This window comes from Streptomyces sp. NPDC048277, from assembly GCF_040652235.1.
Classification (GTDB): Bacteria; Actinomycetota; Actinomycetes; order Streptomycetales; family Streptomycetaceae; genus Streptomyces.
On record NZ_JBEZLQ010000020.1, the window covers coordinates 59,812 to 72,953 of the forward strand.

A 13,142-nucleotide genomic window follows, 5' to 3' on the forward strand; every position below is an offset into this window, starting at 1 on the left:
GTCCCCGGCAATGTTCGCCGACCGCGCACAAGTACGTCACATGGCTCACACCGACGGAGAGCAGGGGCGGCCCGCCGGGTCCTTGGATTCCGGGGACTCCGCGGACTCCGCCGATCGGGTGACCTACGCCTGGGAGGCCGAGCCGGGCCGGGCGGGCAGGGACGGCGGGGCGGAGGCGGCCGGTCCCGCCGAGGTCACCGACGCCCCGGGCCCGGACGACGCCGGGGACAGCGGCTGCGTGGCAGACGGGCTCCCGGAGGCCGGCGACTCGGACCCCGGCGATTCGGTCTTCGGCGATGCGGTCTGCGGTGACTCCGTGTTCGGGGACTCGGTCTTCGGCGACTCCGACGAGGGCGACTCGGAAGACGGGGACTTCGCGCCCGGCGACTCCGACGAGGGCGATTCCGAGGACGGCGACTTCGAGGCGGGCGGCTGTGTGCCCGGGGACTTGGAGGGCGGTGTGTTCGAGGATGGCGAGTTCGGCGGAGGGGACTTCGAACCCGTGCCGGGGCCGGTCGGTCGTGACGGGCCGGTGGCGGTCGGCGGGCACGGTGTGGTGCCGGGGGCGCCGCTCTTTCCTGACGTGGGCGGGCAGCCTTGGTGGGGCGGCGGGTACATCGGGGTCGGGTCGGCCGGGGCCTTCACCGGACGGTCGTCGTGCCCCGTGTGGTCGCCCCGGTCCCGGCCGAACCAGTCGTCGCGCTCGTGGTCGAAGATGACGAAGACGTTGACGATCTGCGCGGCGGGTGTGACGACGACCACGTTCGCGGGCCGGTATGCGGACCATGCGGTGCCTATGGCCGTCGGGGTGCTCTGCTGGGCGACCGGCGGGGTCAGCGGATTGCCGCAGGCGCACCGCACCCGGGGCACGCCGTGCCCGTCGACCAGGACGGCGGTACCTGCCTGGAGGACGGACTGGTAGCCGGTCGTGGTGCCGTCGCGGTAGCCGTGGTTGGTGACCCGGGTGTCCGCGCGCAGTTGTACGGGCGTGAGCGAGCGCAGGTAGGCGGGGACGCCCGAAGGCTGCACTCCGGCCTGCGAGGCGAACGCCTTGGTGCGCTCGGGCGAGTCCTGGAAGTACCTGATCTGCTTCTCCACGTCGCAGCTTCCGGTGTACCGCGTGCCGCTGTAGAGGCCGGGTGCGCCGCCGTCCACCCCGCGCACCTCGTTGACCGGGGCAGCGGAGGCGGACGGTGCGGGGGACACCGGGGCGACGGAGCTCTTCCTGGCGCTGGACTCGGTGAACGGGTCCTGGCCGGCGCTGTCCGCGGCCTGGAGGAAGACCTCGCCGTGTTTGCCGGAGCCGCCGCCCGCACGGGTGAGGACCACGGCCAGCGCCGCGGCGACCACCACGGCGGTGGTGAGCAGCGCGATCAGGGGCGCGGACCGCCACCACGGCCGGTGCGGCTGTCCGCCCCCGCTGCCGCCGCCTCCGGGTGGCTGCGAGGGGGGTCCGCCGGGCGGCCCGGAGGGTCCGGCCGGTCCGGAGGATCCGGACAGCGGGCCGGAGGGAGGCCCCGTGGGGCGGCCGGACGACGGCGGTTCGACGCTCACGCGCTCATCTCCCCGGTGCATTGAACGGCACATGTGAAAAATGCCTCAATTGATGCACAACGAGCCAAATGTGCGCCGGTCCGATACCGCCCGCAAGCCGACGCGTACGGCCCACCCGGCGCGCGGGCCGTACGGGAGTTGCCTAGCGTGACAGCGTGAGCCCCCGAATCGCCCCCGAGCGGCCGGTGGCCGCGGCGAGCGGCCGGGCGGTGGCCCGGCACGGCTGGCCACTGGCCCTCGCCGTGGTGGCGGCCGCGATCGTCGCCATGGTCGTGGTGGCCGCCGTGGGGCTGTGGGCGGCGGGGGCGTCGGACCTGCCGAAGGGCGCGTTCCTGCCGGTGGTGTTCGCGACGGTGGTGACGGCGGTCGGCGGCACCGTCGAACTGTCGGGGAACGCGGGCGACCTGGCCAGGACGAACGCCGGGCTGACCGTCGTACCGCTGTCGGTGACGCTGGTCGGGGCGCTGGTCGTCGCCGGGGGCTTTCTGCGGCCGCTGCGGCACCGGGCGGTGGCCGGTGCCCGGGAGCTGGCCGGCTGGGCGGCCCGGATCGCGGTGCTGTGGCTGCCTGCGCTGACCGGTCTCGCTCTCGGCGCCCGGCACACCTTCGCCGTCGACGTGGGCAGCGGCGTGCTCAGCGACCTCACCGACCTGCTGGACGCCTCGCCGAAGGTGGGGTTCACGACGGATGTGCCGCTGACGGTGGTGTTCGGGCTGCTGTGGCTGGCCGGGATCCTGCTGCTGGCGCTGCTGGTGTCGCGCTGGGCCCCGCTGCCGGGGCGGCTGCTGCGTTTCCAGGCGTCGGTGCGCCCGGCGGCGTACGCGATGGTCGTGCTCGTGCTGTCGTACGTCGCCCTGGCCCTGGTGATCGCCCTGGTCGCGATGGTGACGCGGGGGCATGTGAAGGAGACGCTCGCGGTGATCCTGCTCGGGCTGCCCAACCTGGCGTGGCTGGCCCTCACGCTCGGTCTGGGCGTCACCTGGAACGGCAGGGTCGACGGCCCGTTCGGCCTGCCGGTGCCGCATGTGCTCGCCGAGGTGCTGCGCACCCCGGACATCTCGGCCCTGAACCTGCGCACCATCACCGCCCACGACGGCCGCTGGTGGTGGCTTCTCTGCGTGGCCGCGGTGCTGCTGCTGGCCGCCGCGTTCCTGATGGCGGCGCGCTCCCCGGCCCGGATCCGCGCCTGGCAGCACGCCGTGCATCTCGCGATCGCCCTCGCGCTGACGGTGCTGACGCTGTGCCTGATCGGCCGGATCTCCGCCCACTACGGCCTCTCGCTGCTCGGCATCGGCGATGTGGGCGGCAATCTGTCGGGCGAGCTGCTGCTGAAGCCGGAGCTGTGGTCGGCCGTGGGTCTGGGCGCGCTGTGGGGTCTGGTCACCGGCTTCCTGGGCGCGCTGCTGGCCGGCCCGGTACACCGGCGGGGCGAGGTGGCTGCGTAGCCCCGCAGGACGGGATCCGCCCGGGGCGGTGGGCAGGTCCTCCACGGATCCCCCGCCCACCGTCCTCAGACGCGGCCCTGCGCAGGGCGGTGAGGAAGGCAAGGCGGGACTCGTAGCGGTCGTCGACCGGACGGGCTGCGATCCGCGCCGGGGCCACGTGGGCCAGGGTGCCGACCAGCCGGCCGACGGACGCGTACCGCCGCCCGCCGCCCGCCGCCCGCCGCCCGCCGCCCGCCGCCCGCCGTCAATGCTCGCCGTCCGGGGTGACCACGCGGGTCGGATCGTGGCCGGGGCCGTCGCCGCCCGGCTCCGGGCGGTCGGTGACGTAGGTCGACAGCCGCCGTCCGTCGCCGTACAGCCAGCGCCCCTCGACGGGGTCGTACAGCCACATGGACTCCCCGTCGACCACCACACCGATACGCAGCCCGTGTGTCCGGCCGCGGAAGGACTCCCCGTCGAGTCCGCCGCCGGCCAGTTCCTCGACGGCGGCGCGGTAGTCGGCGAGGGCGTGTTCCGCGCGGGCCAGCAGGGGGCGCGGGTCGGTGGCCTCGGTGGGCGGGCCACCGGTGAGGGGCGGGTCGTGGGGTACGGCGACGAGGTAGCGGCCGTCGACCCAGGCGGCCCAGCCGTTGGCGCAGCTGATGTGGGCCCAGTCGCCGAGCCGCTCCACGAGCTGCACGGGCAGCAGCGGGTCGAGGGGGACGGTGGGCCGGCCCGGGTCGGGAGCCTCCCAGGCGGGCATGCCGTCGGCCGGGACGACGTGGGTGGGCCGGAATCCTGGGGTGGTCGTCATCGCCTCGCCTACTTCCGCATGACGGCGGGTTCGTGCCGGCGCAGCAGCCGGGACAGCACCAGGCCGAAGACGACGGCCAACACGACCAGCATGACCATGTTGCGCAGCCACACGCCCGCCGAGTGCCGGAAGAGCGGATCCGCGGTGAGGCTGCCGGGCACGATCCGGTGCAGGTCGACGGTGCCGGCCATGGCGCCGAGCCCCCACCGCGAGGGCGCCAGCCAGGCGAGCTGTTCGAGACCGGGCACGCCGTTCACCTTCAGCACGGTCCCGCAGAAGACGACCTGGACGAGGGTGAGCAGCACCAGCAGCGGCATCGTCACCTCCTCCTTGCGGACCAGCGCGGAGATCAGCAGGCCGAGCATCATCGCGGTGAAGGAGAGCACGGCCACGGCGACGGTGATCTCCAGCAGGGGCGGCATCAGCACACCTCTGCCGCCCGGCGCGTTGAGGCGCACGCCGGCCAGGCCCACCTGGGTGAGCACGATCGCCTGGAGCACGGTGACGGTGCCGAGGACGACGACCTTCGACATCACGTACGCCGATCTGGGCAGGCCGACGGCTCTCTCGCGCCGGTAGACGACACGTTCCTTGACCAGCTCGCGCACGGCGTTGGCGGCGCCGGTCAGGACCGCGCCCACGCACAGGATGAGCAGCGCGTTGGTCGCGGTGTCGTAGGTGAGTCTGCTGCCGGCGACGGCCCTGGCCATCGCGCCCATGACGAACGGCAGTCCGATCATGATGGCGAGGAAGGTGCGGTCGGCGGCGAGCGCCGCCGTGTAGCGGCGCACCAGCGTGGCGAACTGCGCTCCCCAGCTGCGCGGTCTCGGCGGCGGGGCCGGGGCGACCGGCCCGGTACGCGGCACGACCGGCTGCGCGCTGGAGTTCACGATGTACTTCCGGTGGTACGACGAGGCGCGGTACTCCCCCGCCCAGTCCCGGTCGGTGTCCCGCTCGAACGCCTCGAAGGCCTCGGGCCACTCGTCGAACCCGAAGAAGCCGAGGGCTTCGCCGGGCGGTCCGAAGTAGGCGGTCCGGCCGCCCGGTGCAAGGACCAGGAGCCGGTCGCAGACATCCAGGCTGAGCACGCTGTGGGTGACGACGATGACGGTGCGGCCGTCGTCCGCGAGGCCGCGCAGCATGTTCATCACCGAGCGGTCCATGCCCGGGTCGAGTCCGGAGGTCGGCTCGTCCAGGAAGAGCAGCGACGGCTTCGTCAGCAGCTCCAGGGCCACGCTCACCCGTTTGCGCTGCCCGCCGGAGAGGCTGTGCACGGGTTGCCCGGCACGCTGTTCGAGGCCCAGCTCCCGGATGACCTCCTCGACCCGGTCCCGGCGCTCGGCCTTCGCGGTGTCCTGGGGGAAGCGCAGTTCGGCGGCGTAGGTGAGGGCGCTGCGCACGGTCAGCTGGACGTGCAGGATGTCGTCCTGGGGGACGAGGCCGATGCGCTGGCGCAGCTCGGCGTAGTCGCGGTAGAGGTCGCGGCCGTCGTAGAGGACCGTGCCGTGCTCGGCGGGGCGCTGCCCGGTGAGGGCACCGAGCAGCGTGGACTTCCCGGCGCCGCTCGGTCCGACCACGGCGAGCAGGCACTTCTCGCCCACCGGGAAGGAGACGTGGTCCAGCAGGATCTTGCGGCCGCGGTCGACGGCGACGGTGAGGTCCTGGACGTCGAGGGAGACCTCGCCGGTGTCGACGTACTCCTGCAGCTGGCCGTCGACCAGGCAGAACGCCGAGTGGCCGATGCCGACGACGTCCCGGGGTCCGAGCGGGGCGCGGGTGACGGTGCGGCCGTTGAGGTAGGTGCCGTTGTGGCTGTCGAGGTCGACGATCTCGTAGCTGCCGTCGGGGTGGGCGCGCAGTTCGGCGTGGTGACGGGAGACCACCAGGTCGTCGACGACGACGTCGTTGTCGCCGGCTCGGCCGATGCGGACCGTGCGGGCCTGGAGGCGTCGTACCGAGGAGGGCCGGCGGAAGGTGCCGGTCCGGCTGGGCATCGAGACGGCGGAGGGGCGGTCCGGGGCGGGCGGCTCGCGGCCGACCAGGACGGCGCTCGGCCCGTCGGCGGGGCTGCCGAAGCGGATCACCGTGCCCGGTCCGACCTCCCACTCCTGGATACGGCGGCCGTCGGCGTAGGTGCCGTTGGTGCTGTTCTCGTCCTCCAGCGTCCAGTGGCCGTCCGCGGGCCGCAGCACCGCATGGTGCCACGAGACCCGGGCATCGTCGATCACGATGTCGCTGTACGGGTCACGCCCGACGTGGTAGTCGCGGCCCGGGCTCATCACCGTGGAGCCCGTGTCGGTCTCCAGGACGAGTTCGGGCGCCGTCGAGGCGACCGGCCACTCCGCCATGGCCAGAATTCTACCGATCTGCCCCCTTGTGTGCCCGGCCGTGTTCGGTGCGGGCGGAGGCCGGCACAGGTCAGGCGACGGGTACGACGAGTGCGGGGACGGTGCGCTGCATACGGAGGGCGTCGATGGACTCGGCGAGCAGTTCGTACTCGGTGGTGTCGTCCTGGACGGCGATCCGCACGAGCCGTCCGTCGGCCAGCTCGTCGGCGACCAGCTCCTGCCGGACCACGTCGGCACACCAGGCACGGAGCAGTCCGGGCACGTCGGACACGGTGTCGGCGACCGGGACGAGCGCCCCCCGGGGGAATCTGGGGTTCTCGGGTAAGGGGTCGAGCCGCTCGGCGATCCAGGACGCCCGGTCCCGTAACCACCACAGCGCCAGTGCCAGTGTCGGCGCACGGTAGGTGCCCAACGGGACGCCGATGCGCTGCCCGCCGCAGATGCCGTATGCCGTGACATGGCACAGGAATTCGTCGTGCACGATCACTCCCCCGTAGCTCGCCGGTGTGCCGTCGCGGGCCGGTTTCCGTGCGGCTCCTGTGCGGTGAAGTGCTCCTGACATTCGAGTATGTTCACTTTCGAAACACTGTCACCACGCCTTTCCGGCCAGTCTCTTGGCATATTCCGCCTGCGAATTGGCCGAAATGCGCGTGCTGTACCGGCCAGCCTTCATTACCCGAGGGGTAATCGACCCGTCACGCGGATCCGGGCATGGTGGTGGCAACGGATCGCCGCGAGCCGCGATCCGCACCCTGACCAGCACCGACGATCCTCGATGGAGGCTGATTCGCCATGTCCGTGAACACCGACCGTCACCAGACCGCCGCCGCCCGCTACTTCGAGGCCTGGAACGCCACGGAGCCGGAGGCCCAGAGCAAGGCGGTCGCCGAGGCCTGGGCCCCGGAGGGCACCTACACCGATCCGCTCGCGGATGTCGCCGGGCACGCGCAGATCACGGCCGTGATCGCGGCGGCGCACGAGCAGTTCCCGGGGTTCGTGTTCCGTCCGCTCGGGGCCGTCGACGGCCACCACGACACCGCGCGCTTCGGCTGGGAGCTGGTGAACGAGGCCGACGGCTCGGCTCCGGTGGCCGGTTTTGACGTGGTCACGCTCGACGAGGAGGGCAGGATCCGGCAGGTACTGGGCTTCCTGGACCGGGTACCGGCCAGCGCCTGAGCCGGCGACCGCCATGGGGTCTCCCCCTCGCGGTGGTCTCCCGAAAAGGGAAGGCCACCGCGAGGGGAGGACCGGCATGAGCGACGAGCGAGGGGGACGCGGTGTGCGTCCCCCTCGCCGAACGCGTCACCGGTTGACGATCGCCTCGATCCGGGCCAGTTCCTCGGCGTCGAAGTCGAGGTTGCCGATGGCGCCGACGCAGTCCTCGACCTGCTGCGGGCTGCTCGCGCCGATCAGCGCCGAGGTCACCCGGCCGCCGCGCAGCACCCAGGACAGGGCGAGCTGGGCCAGGGTCTGGCCACGGCCCTTGGCGATCTCGTCCAGGTCCCGCAGCTGGGCCACCAGGTCCTCGGTGACCTCGTCCGAGTTCAGGAACGGGCTGTCGCTCGCCGCCCGGGACCCCTCGGGGATGCCGTCGAGGTAGCGGCCGGTGAGCAGGCCCTGCTCCAGCGGGGAGAAGACGATCGAGCCGACCTGGAGCTCGTCCAGCGCGTCCAGGAGGCCCTCGGTCTCCGGGCGGCGGTCGAGCATCGAGTAGCGCGGCTGGTGGATGAGGAGCGGGGTGCCGAGCTCGCCGAGGATCCGGGCGGCCTCCCGGGTCTGCTCCGCGGAGTAGTTGGAGATGCCGACGTACAGCGCCTTGCCCTGCTGCACCGCCGAGTGCAGGGCGCCCATCGTCTCCTCCAGGGGAGTCTCCGGGTCCGGGCGGTGCGAGTAGAAGATGTCGACGTAGTCCAGGCCCATCCGCGTCAGGGACTGGTCGAGGGACGACAGCAGGTACTTGCGCGAGCCCCACTCTCCGTACGGGCCCGGCCACATCAGATAGCCGGCCTTGGTGGAGATGATCAGCTCGTCCCGGTAGGCCGCGAAGTCCGCCTTGAGCGCCTCGCCGAACGCCGACTCGGCGGCGCCGGGCGGCGGGCCGTAGTTGTTGGCCAGGTCGAAGTGGGTGACGCCGAGGTCGAAGGCGCGGCGCAGGATGGCGCGCTGGGTCGTCACGGGCCGGTCGGGCCCGAAGTTGTGCCACAGGCCGAGCGACAGCGCGGGGAGCTTCAGGCCGCTGCGGCCGCTGCGGCGGTACGGCATGTCGGCGTAGCGGTCGGGGTGTGCGGTGTACAACGCGACTCCAGAGGGGTGGGCACAGGATCTACCGAGCCCACTCTTTCCCGATCCCCGGGCAGTGGTCCAACAGAAGAATCCGATGGAATTGTGCGGCTAGGCTGCTCAATCATGGAACTGCGCCACCTCCAGCACTTCGTCGCGGTCGCCGAGGACCAGCACTTCACCCGGGCCGCCGAACGGCTGATGGTGTCCCAGTCCGGGCTGTCCGCCTCCATCCGGGCCCTGGAGCGGGAGCTGCGGGCCCCGCTCTTCGTGCGGACGACCCGCCGGGTGACCCTCACCGAGGCGGGCCGCGCGCTGCTCGGCGAGGCGGAGCGGATCCTGGCCCAGGTGCGGTCGGCGCACGAGGCGGTGGCGGCGGTGCAGGGCGTGCTGCGCGGGACGCTGGCGCTGGGCACCGAGCAGTGCATCGCCGGGGTGCACGTGGCGGGGCTCCTGGCCGCGTTCCGGCGGCGGCACCCGGACGTGGAGATCCGGCTGCGCCAGGCGGGCTCGGGTGCGCTGGCCGAGGAGGTGGCGGCGGGCCGGCTCGACCTGGCCTTCGCCTACCGCACCCAGGACGACACCGACCAGCTGCGCTCGGTGTCGCTGGCCGGCGAGCCGCTGACCGTGCTGTGCCATCCCAGCCACCGCCTCGCCACGGCCGGCCCGGCTGTGACGCCGGAGGACCTCGACGGCGAGGTGTTCGTGGACTTCCACCCGGACTGGGGCCCGCGCCGTTCGACCGACGCGGCCTTCGCCTCGGCGGGGGTCCGGCGTACGGTCGCGCTGGAGGTCAACGATGTGCACAGCCTCCTCGACCTGGTCGACGAGAACCTCGGCATCGCCGTCGTACCCCGTCACTTCCGGCACAAGCGCCCCTCGCTCACCGCGCTCGCGCTGAAGGGCACGGACGAGGCCGCGTACGAGACGGTCGCCCTGCTGCCGCCCGAGACCGCCACCAGCCCGGCGGCCCGGGCCCTGATCACCCTCCTGGAGACAGGAGGTCTGGCGACACCGCCGGACGGGGCCTGCCCCTCCTGACCTCGACACCCAGGTCGTCCCCGCCGGGGGCGGGTGCCGCCGGGCTTTCACGGATGCTGGATTCTGGGCGCATGACGACCGGGGATGCGCGATCGTGGTCGTATGCATGCAAGGGACATCCTCATCGACGGCTTCGGCCGCATCCGGGAAGAGGTCCATGCCGCCCTCGACGGCCTCGACCCGGAGCTGCTGAACAAGCGCCCGTCCCCCGACGCCAACTCCCTCACCTGGCTGGTCTGGCACCTGACCCGGATCCAGGACGACCATGTCGCCGACGCCTTCGACCTCGACCAGGTGTGGCTGGCCCAGGGCTGGGAGAAGCGGTTCGGCCTCGACCTGCCGCCCCGTGACCACGGGTACGGCCACACCGCCGCGAAGGTCGCCAAGGTCACGGTGGACTCCGGCGACCTGCTGACCGGCTACTACGACGCGGTGCACGAGCAGACCCTGGGGGTGCTGCGCGGGCTGCCCGCGACGGACCTCGAACGGATCGTGGACACCCGCTGGGATCCGCCGGTCACACTGGGCGTACGGCTGGTGAGCGTCCTGTCCGACGACCTTCAGCACGTCGGACAGGCGGCCTATCTGCGCGGGCTGCTTCAGAGCGCGGCGGCGTAACCCGGCAGGACGACGTCCTCGACGAGGGCCCTGCGCTCGTCGAACGGGATGAACGCGCTCTTCAGGGCGTTCACCGTGACCGTGCGCAGGTCCTCGACGGTCCAGCCCGCCTCCTCGACGAGCAGGGACATCTCCCGGGTCATCGTCGTCCCCGAGACCAGCCGGTTGTCGGTGTTGAGGGTGACCCGGAAGCCCAGCTCCTTCAGCGCGGTGATCGGGTGCTCGGCGATGGAGGTGGCGCAGCCGGTCTGGAGGTTGGAGGTGGGGCACATCTCCAGGGCGACACGGCGGTCGCGCACCCAGCTCGCGAGGCGGCCGAGCTTGCCGTCGACGATGTCCTCGGTGATCCGCACACCGTGCCCGATGCGCTGGGCGCCGCACACCTGGATCGCCTGGTGGATACTGGGCAGGCCGAAGGCCTCACCGGCGTGGATGGTGAAGGGGACGTTCTCGCGGCGCAGGTGCTCGAAGGCGGCGAGGTGGTCGGCGGCCGGGAAGCCGTCCTCGGCGCCGGCGATGTCGAAGCCGACGACGCCCGCGTCCCGGTAGGTGACGGCCAGGTCCGCGGCCTCGCGGACCCGGTCGAACATCCGCATGCCGCACAGCAGGGTGCCGACACGGACGGGCGTCCCGGCGGCAGCGGCCTTCGCCATGCCGGCGGCGAGCCCCTCCTGCACGCTCTCCACGACCTCGTCGAGCGAGAGCCCGCCCTTCACATTGAGCTCGGGGGCGTAGCGCACCTCGCCGTACACGACACCGTCGGCGGCGAGGTCGAGCACGTACTCCTCGGCGACGCGCCGCAGCCCCTCCACGGTCTGCAGCACGGCGAGGGTGTGCTCGAAGGTGGCGATGTACCGGACCAGGTCGCCGGAGTTCGCGGCCTCGACGTACCAGGCGGCCAGCTCGTCGGGGTCGGTGGTGGGCAGGGTGTGCCCGGCCTCGGCGGCGAGTTCGACGAGGGTGGCAGGGCGCAGGCCGCCGTCGAGGTGGTCGTGCAGGACGGCCTTGGGGAGGCGGCGGATCACATCTGCGTCTACGCGCGTAGCGGTCATGGTGGAGCTTTCCTCGGCAACTGGTTCGGAGTGTTCGATCAGGCGGCGGGCTGGAGCAGGTCCCAGCGGTTGCCGTAGAGGTCCTGGAAGACGGCGACGATGCCGTAGGGCTCGTGCCGCGGCTCCTCCAGGAAGGTCACGCCGGCGGCGGCCATCCGGGCGTGGTCGCGGGCGAAGTCGTCGGTGTGCAGGAAGAACCCGACCCGCCCGCCGGTCTGGTCACCGATCCGGGCCCGCTGGTCGTCGTCCTTGGCCCGGGCGAGCAGCAGTCCGGTGCCGTGGCCCTGCGCGCCGGGCTCCACGACCACCCATCGGGACCCGTCCGGCCGGGACTCGTCCTCGACGAGCCGGAACCCGAGGGCCTCGGTGTAGAAACGGATCGCCTCGTCGTAGTCGCCGACAACGAGGGTGACCAGGGCGACGCGTCGCATGAGGGCCTTTCGACGGGGTGGTTAGCGGGAGAGGTTATACGTAAAACTACACGCACGCCAGTCACGGTTGCTGAAGCGTCCCGAAGGGGCGCGGGGAACTGCGCGACCAGCCACGACGGCGCCGCACATCGGCACAGCCGGCGGAGCTGTCAGCGCTCCGCTTCCCCCTGCGCGACCTCCACCCGGTGGTGGAAGTCGGCCATCCCGGTCGCGGAGGCGGCACACGAGACCGCGGCGCACGCCGCGAGCAGCAGCGCGACCCACGCCCCGGCACGGCGTCGGCCGCGCGGCGCGGCCAGCAGTGCCTCGACCCGTTGCGGTACCGGCCCCGATGCGACGCCGGGCGCGAACGCCGGCCGTTCGATGCCCCCGTCCCGCCCCGCCAGCGCGGCCCGGGCGATCGCGCGGGCCGTCAGCCGACGGTCTCCCACCGCGCTCGCCGCGGCCTCGTCGGCCACCCGCTCCGCGGCCAGCCGGATGACGTCCCGCACCCGCCGCAACGCCGGATGGCAGTGCGCGGCGAGCTCGGCCGCCGCGAGGAAGTAGTGGTGACCGCCCGCGTTGTGCGCCCGCTCGTGCGCGAACAGCGCCTCCCGCTCGGCCCCGTCCAGGCTGCGCAGCATGCCCGTGGTGACGACGATCCGGTGCGGCCGTCCGGGCAGCGCGTACGCGTCCGCACCCGGTGTGTCGACCACGCACAGGTCGCCCGCGGCGGGCCCCCGCCCGGCGGCCGTGCGGGCCGCGCGGAACGCCCGGATCTGCCGGCGCGCCGACCGGGCGCAGGTCCAGGCACATATGGCGAGGCCGCCGACCGAGACGGCCGCCAGCGGCAGCACACAGTTGTCCGAGGCGGTGTGCAGCGGCTGGATCAGATCACCGAGCGCGGCGAAGAACGGCAGCCTGAGCAGCCCGGTGAGGACGAACGCGCCGAGCGCGGCCAGTGCGCACCCCGCGAGGGCGACGGCCGAGCCGGTGATCGTCCAGAGTGCGACGGCGGGCGCCAGCCGGTCGAGTGTGCGCCGGGCCAGGGCCGGCAGGGCGAACGGCACCAGCAGGGGCAGGATCAGCAGCGCGATCATCATCCGCCGGACTGCTCGTCGGCTTCGAGCAGCTCCCGCAGAACGCGCTCGTCGTCGGGGCCGAGCTGGGCGACGAAGCGGGCGAGCACGGTCTCCCGGTCGCCGTCCCGGTCGAGCTCGCTGTGCATCCGCTTCGCGGTCAGGCCCTGCGCGTCCTGCACGGGGAAGTAGGCGAAACCGCGCCCCTGCCGGTGCCGGTCGACCACGCCCTTGTCGTGCAGCCGGGTGAGGATCGTGGTCACGGTCGTGCGCGCCAGTTCCGCGCTGAGGGTGCGCTGCACCTGTCCCGGGGTCTGTGGGGCAGCGGCGGCCCACAGGGCCGCCATGACACTCGCCTCGAGCTCGCCGGCGGGTCGGCGTTCGTCCTTCGCGTCGGCCATGGCAGGTTCCTCACCCCTTCTTCGTCCACAGTCCGGCAGACCGTCTACGGCAGTGTAGTCAGCCGGTCGGCGGACACCACCCGTGAGCCCATTATTTGGTGGGCAGCCGTGGCCGGCGGAG

At 72.7% G+C, this 13,142-nt stretch carries 12 protein-coding genes and 1 pseudogene; 4 read left to right on the top strand and 9 right to left on the bottom strand.

From position 1 onward, the window contains the following. Window positions 1–648: 648 nt before the first annotated feature. Window positions 649–1,554, bottom strand: a pseudogene (locus tag AB0D85_RS35385) (DUF6777 domain-containing protein); the annotation flags it as partial. Window positions 1,555–1,709: 155 nt separating this feature from the next. On the opposite strand from AB0D85_RS35385, the gene AB0D85_RS35390 reads away from it, so the two are divergent. Continuing rightward, window positions 1,710–2,999, top strand: coding sequence for a streptophobe family protein (locus AB0D85_RS35390; protein ID WP_362329255.1), 1,290 nt, complete (start codon window positions 1,710–1,712; stop codon window positions 2,997–2,999). Between the two features lie 244 nt (window positions 3,000–3,243). Here the strand turns inward: AB0D85_RS35390 and AB0D85_RS35395 are convergent, their stop codons facing one another. The 3 genes from AB0D85_RS35395 to AB0D85_RS35405 form a co-directional block, all read right to left on the bottom strand. Beyond that, on the bottom strand, window positions 3,244–3,792 hold the full coding sequence (locus AB0D85_RS35395; RefSeq protein WP_362329258.1) for a hypothetical protein: 549 nt from the start codon (window positions 3,790–3,792) through the stop codon (window positions 3,244–3,246). Window positions 3,793–3,800: 8 nt separating this feature from the next. Continuing rightward, complete coding sequence (locus AB0D85_RS35400) at window positions 3,801–6,140, bottom strand: FHA domain-containing protein (RefSeq protein ID WP_362329261.1); 2,340 nt, start codon at window positions 6,138–6,140, stop codon at window positions 3,801–3,803. Window positions 6,141–6,210: 70 nt separating this feature from the next. Further along, on the bottom strand, window positions 6,211–6,621 hold the full coding sequence (locus AB0D85_RS35405; RefSeq protein ID WP_362329264.1) for a hypothetical protein: 411 nt from the start codon (window positions 6,619–6,621) through the stop codon (window positions 6,211–6,213). A gap of 311 nt (window positions 6,622–6,932) precedes the next feature. On the opposite strand from AB0D85_RS35405, the gene AB0D85_RS35410 reads away from it, so the two are divergent. Beyond that, a complete protein-coding gene (locus AB0D85_RS35410; protein WP_362329267.1) occupies window positions 6,933–7,316 on the top strand; it encodes a nuclear transport factor 2 family protein in 384 nt (127 codons plus the stop codon). A gap of 126 nt (window positions 7,317–7,442) precedes the next feature. Here the strand turns inward: AB0D85_RS35410 and mgrA are convergent, their stop codons facing one another. Continuing rightward, a complete protein-coding gene (mgrA, locus tag AB0D85_RS35415) occupies window positions 7,443–8,435 on the bottom strand; it encodes an L-glyceraldehyde 3-phosphate reductase (RefSeq protein WP_362329270.1) in 993 nt (330 codons plus the stop codon). 111 nt (window positions 8,436–8,546) lie between these two features. Here mgrA and AB0D85_RS35420 point away from each other — a divergent pair, with 111 nt between their 5' ends. Together AB0D85_RS35420 and AB0D85_RS35425 are read left to right on the top strand one after the other, a co-directional pair. Continuing rightward, on the top strand, window positions 8,547–9,461 hold the full coding sequence (locus AB0D85_RS35420) for a LysR substrate-binding domain-containing protein (RefSeq protein ID WP_362329273.1): 915 nt from the start codon (window positions 8,547–8,549) through the stop codon (window positions 9,459–9,461). A 102-nt stretch (window positions 9,462–9,563) separates the two neighbouring features. Next, window positions 9,564–10,079 carry a DUF664 domain-containing protein gene (locus AB0D85_RS35425; RefSeq protein WP_362329276.1) on the top strand — a complete coding sequence of 172 codons (516 nt, stop codon included), beginning with the start codon at window positions 9,564–9,566 and terminating at the stop codon, window positions 10,077–10,079. Here AB0D85_RS35425 and AB0D85_RS35430 read toward each other — a convergent pair. The 4 genes from AB0D85_RS35430 to AB0D85_RS35445 form a co-directional block, all read right to left on the bottom strand. Further along, window positions 10,061–11,131 carry an adenosine deaminase gene (locus AB0D85_RS35430; RefSeq protein ID WP_362329279.1) on the bottom strand — a complete coding sequence of 357 codons (1,071 nt, stop codon included), beginning with the start codon at window positions 11,129–11,131 and terminating at the stop codon, window positions 10,061–10,063. The genes AB0D85_RS35425 and AB0D85_RS35430 overlap by 19 nt on opposite strands. 38 nt (window positions 11,132–11,169) lie before the next feature. Continuing rightward, on the bottom strand, window positions 11,170–11,562 hold the full coding sequence (locus AB0D85_RS35435) for a VOC family protein (RefSeq protein ID WP_362329282.1): 393 nt from the start codon (window positions 11,560–11,562) through the stop codon (window positions 11,170–11,172). A gap of 149 nt (window positions 11,563–11,711) precedes the next feature. Further along, entirely contained in the window at window positions 11,712–12,641 is a 930-nt protein-coding gene (locus tag AB0D85_RS35440) for a M56 family metallopeptidase (protein WP_362329599.1), read from the bottom strand. Further along, window positions 12,641–13,021: a BlaI/MecI/CopY family transcriptional regulator gene (locus AB0D85_RS35445; protein ID WP_362329286.1), complete on the bottom strand. Its 381-nt coding sequence runs from the start codon at window positions 13,019–13,021 to the stop codon at window positions 12,641–12,643. Before AB0D85_RS35445 ends, AB0D85_RS35440 begins: the two co-directional genes overlap by 1 nt. Window positions 13,022–13,142: the final 121 nt, after the last annotated feature.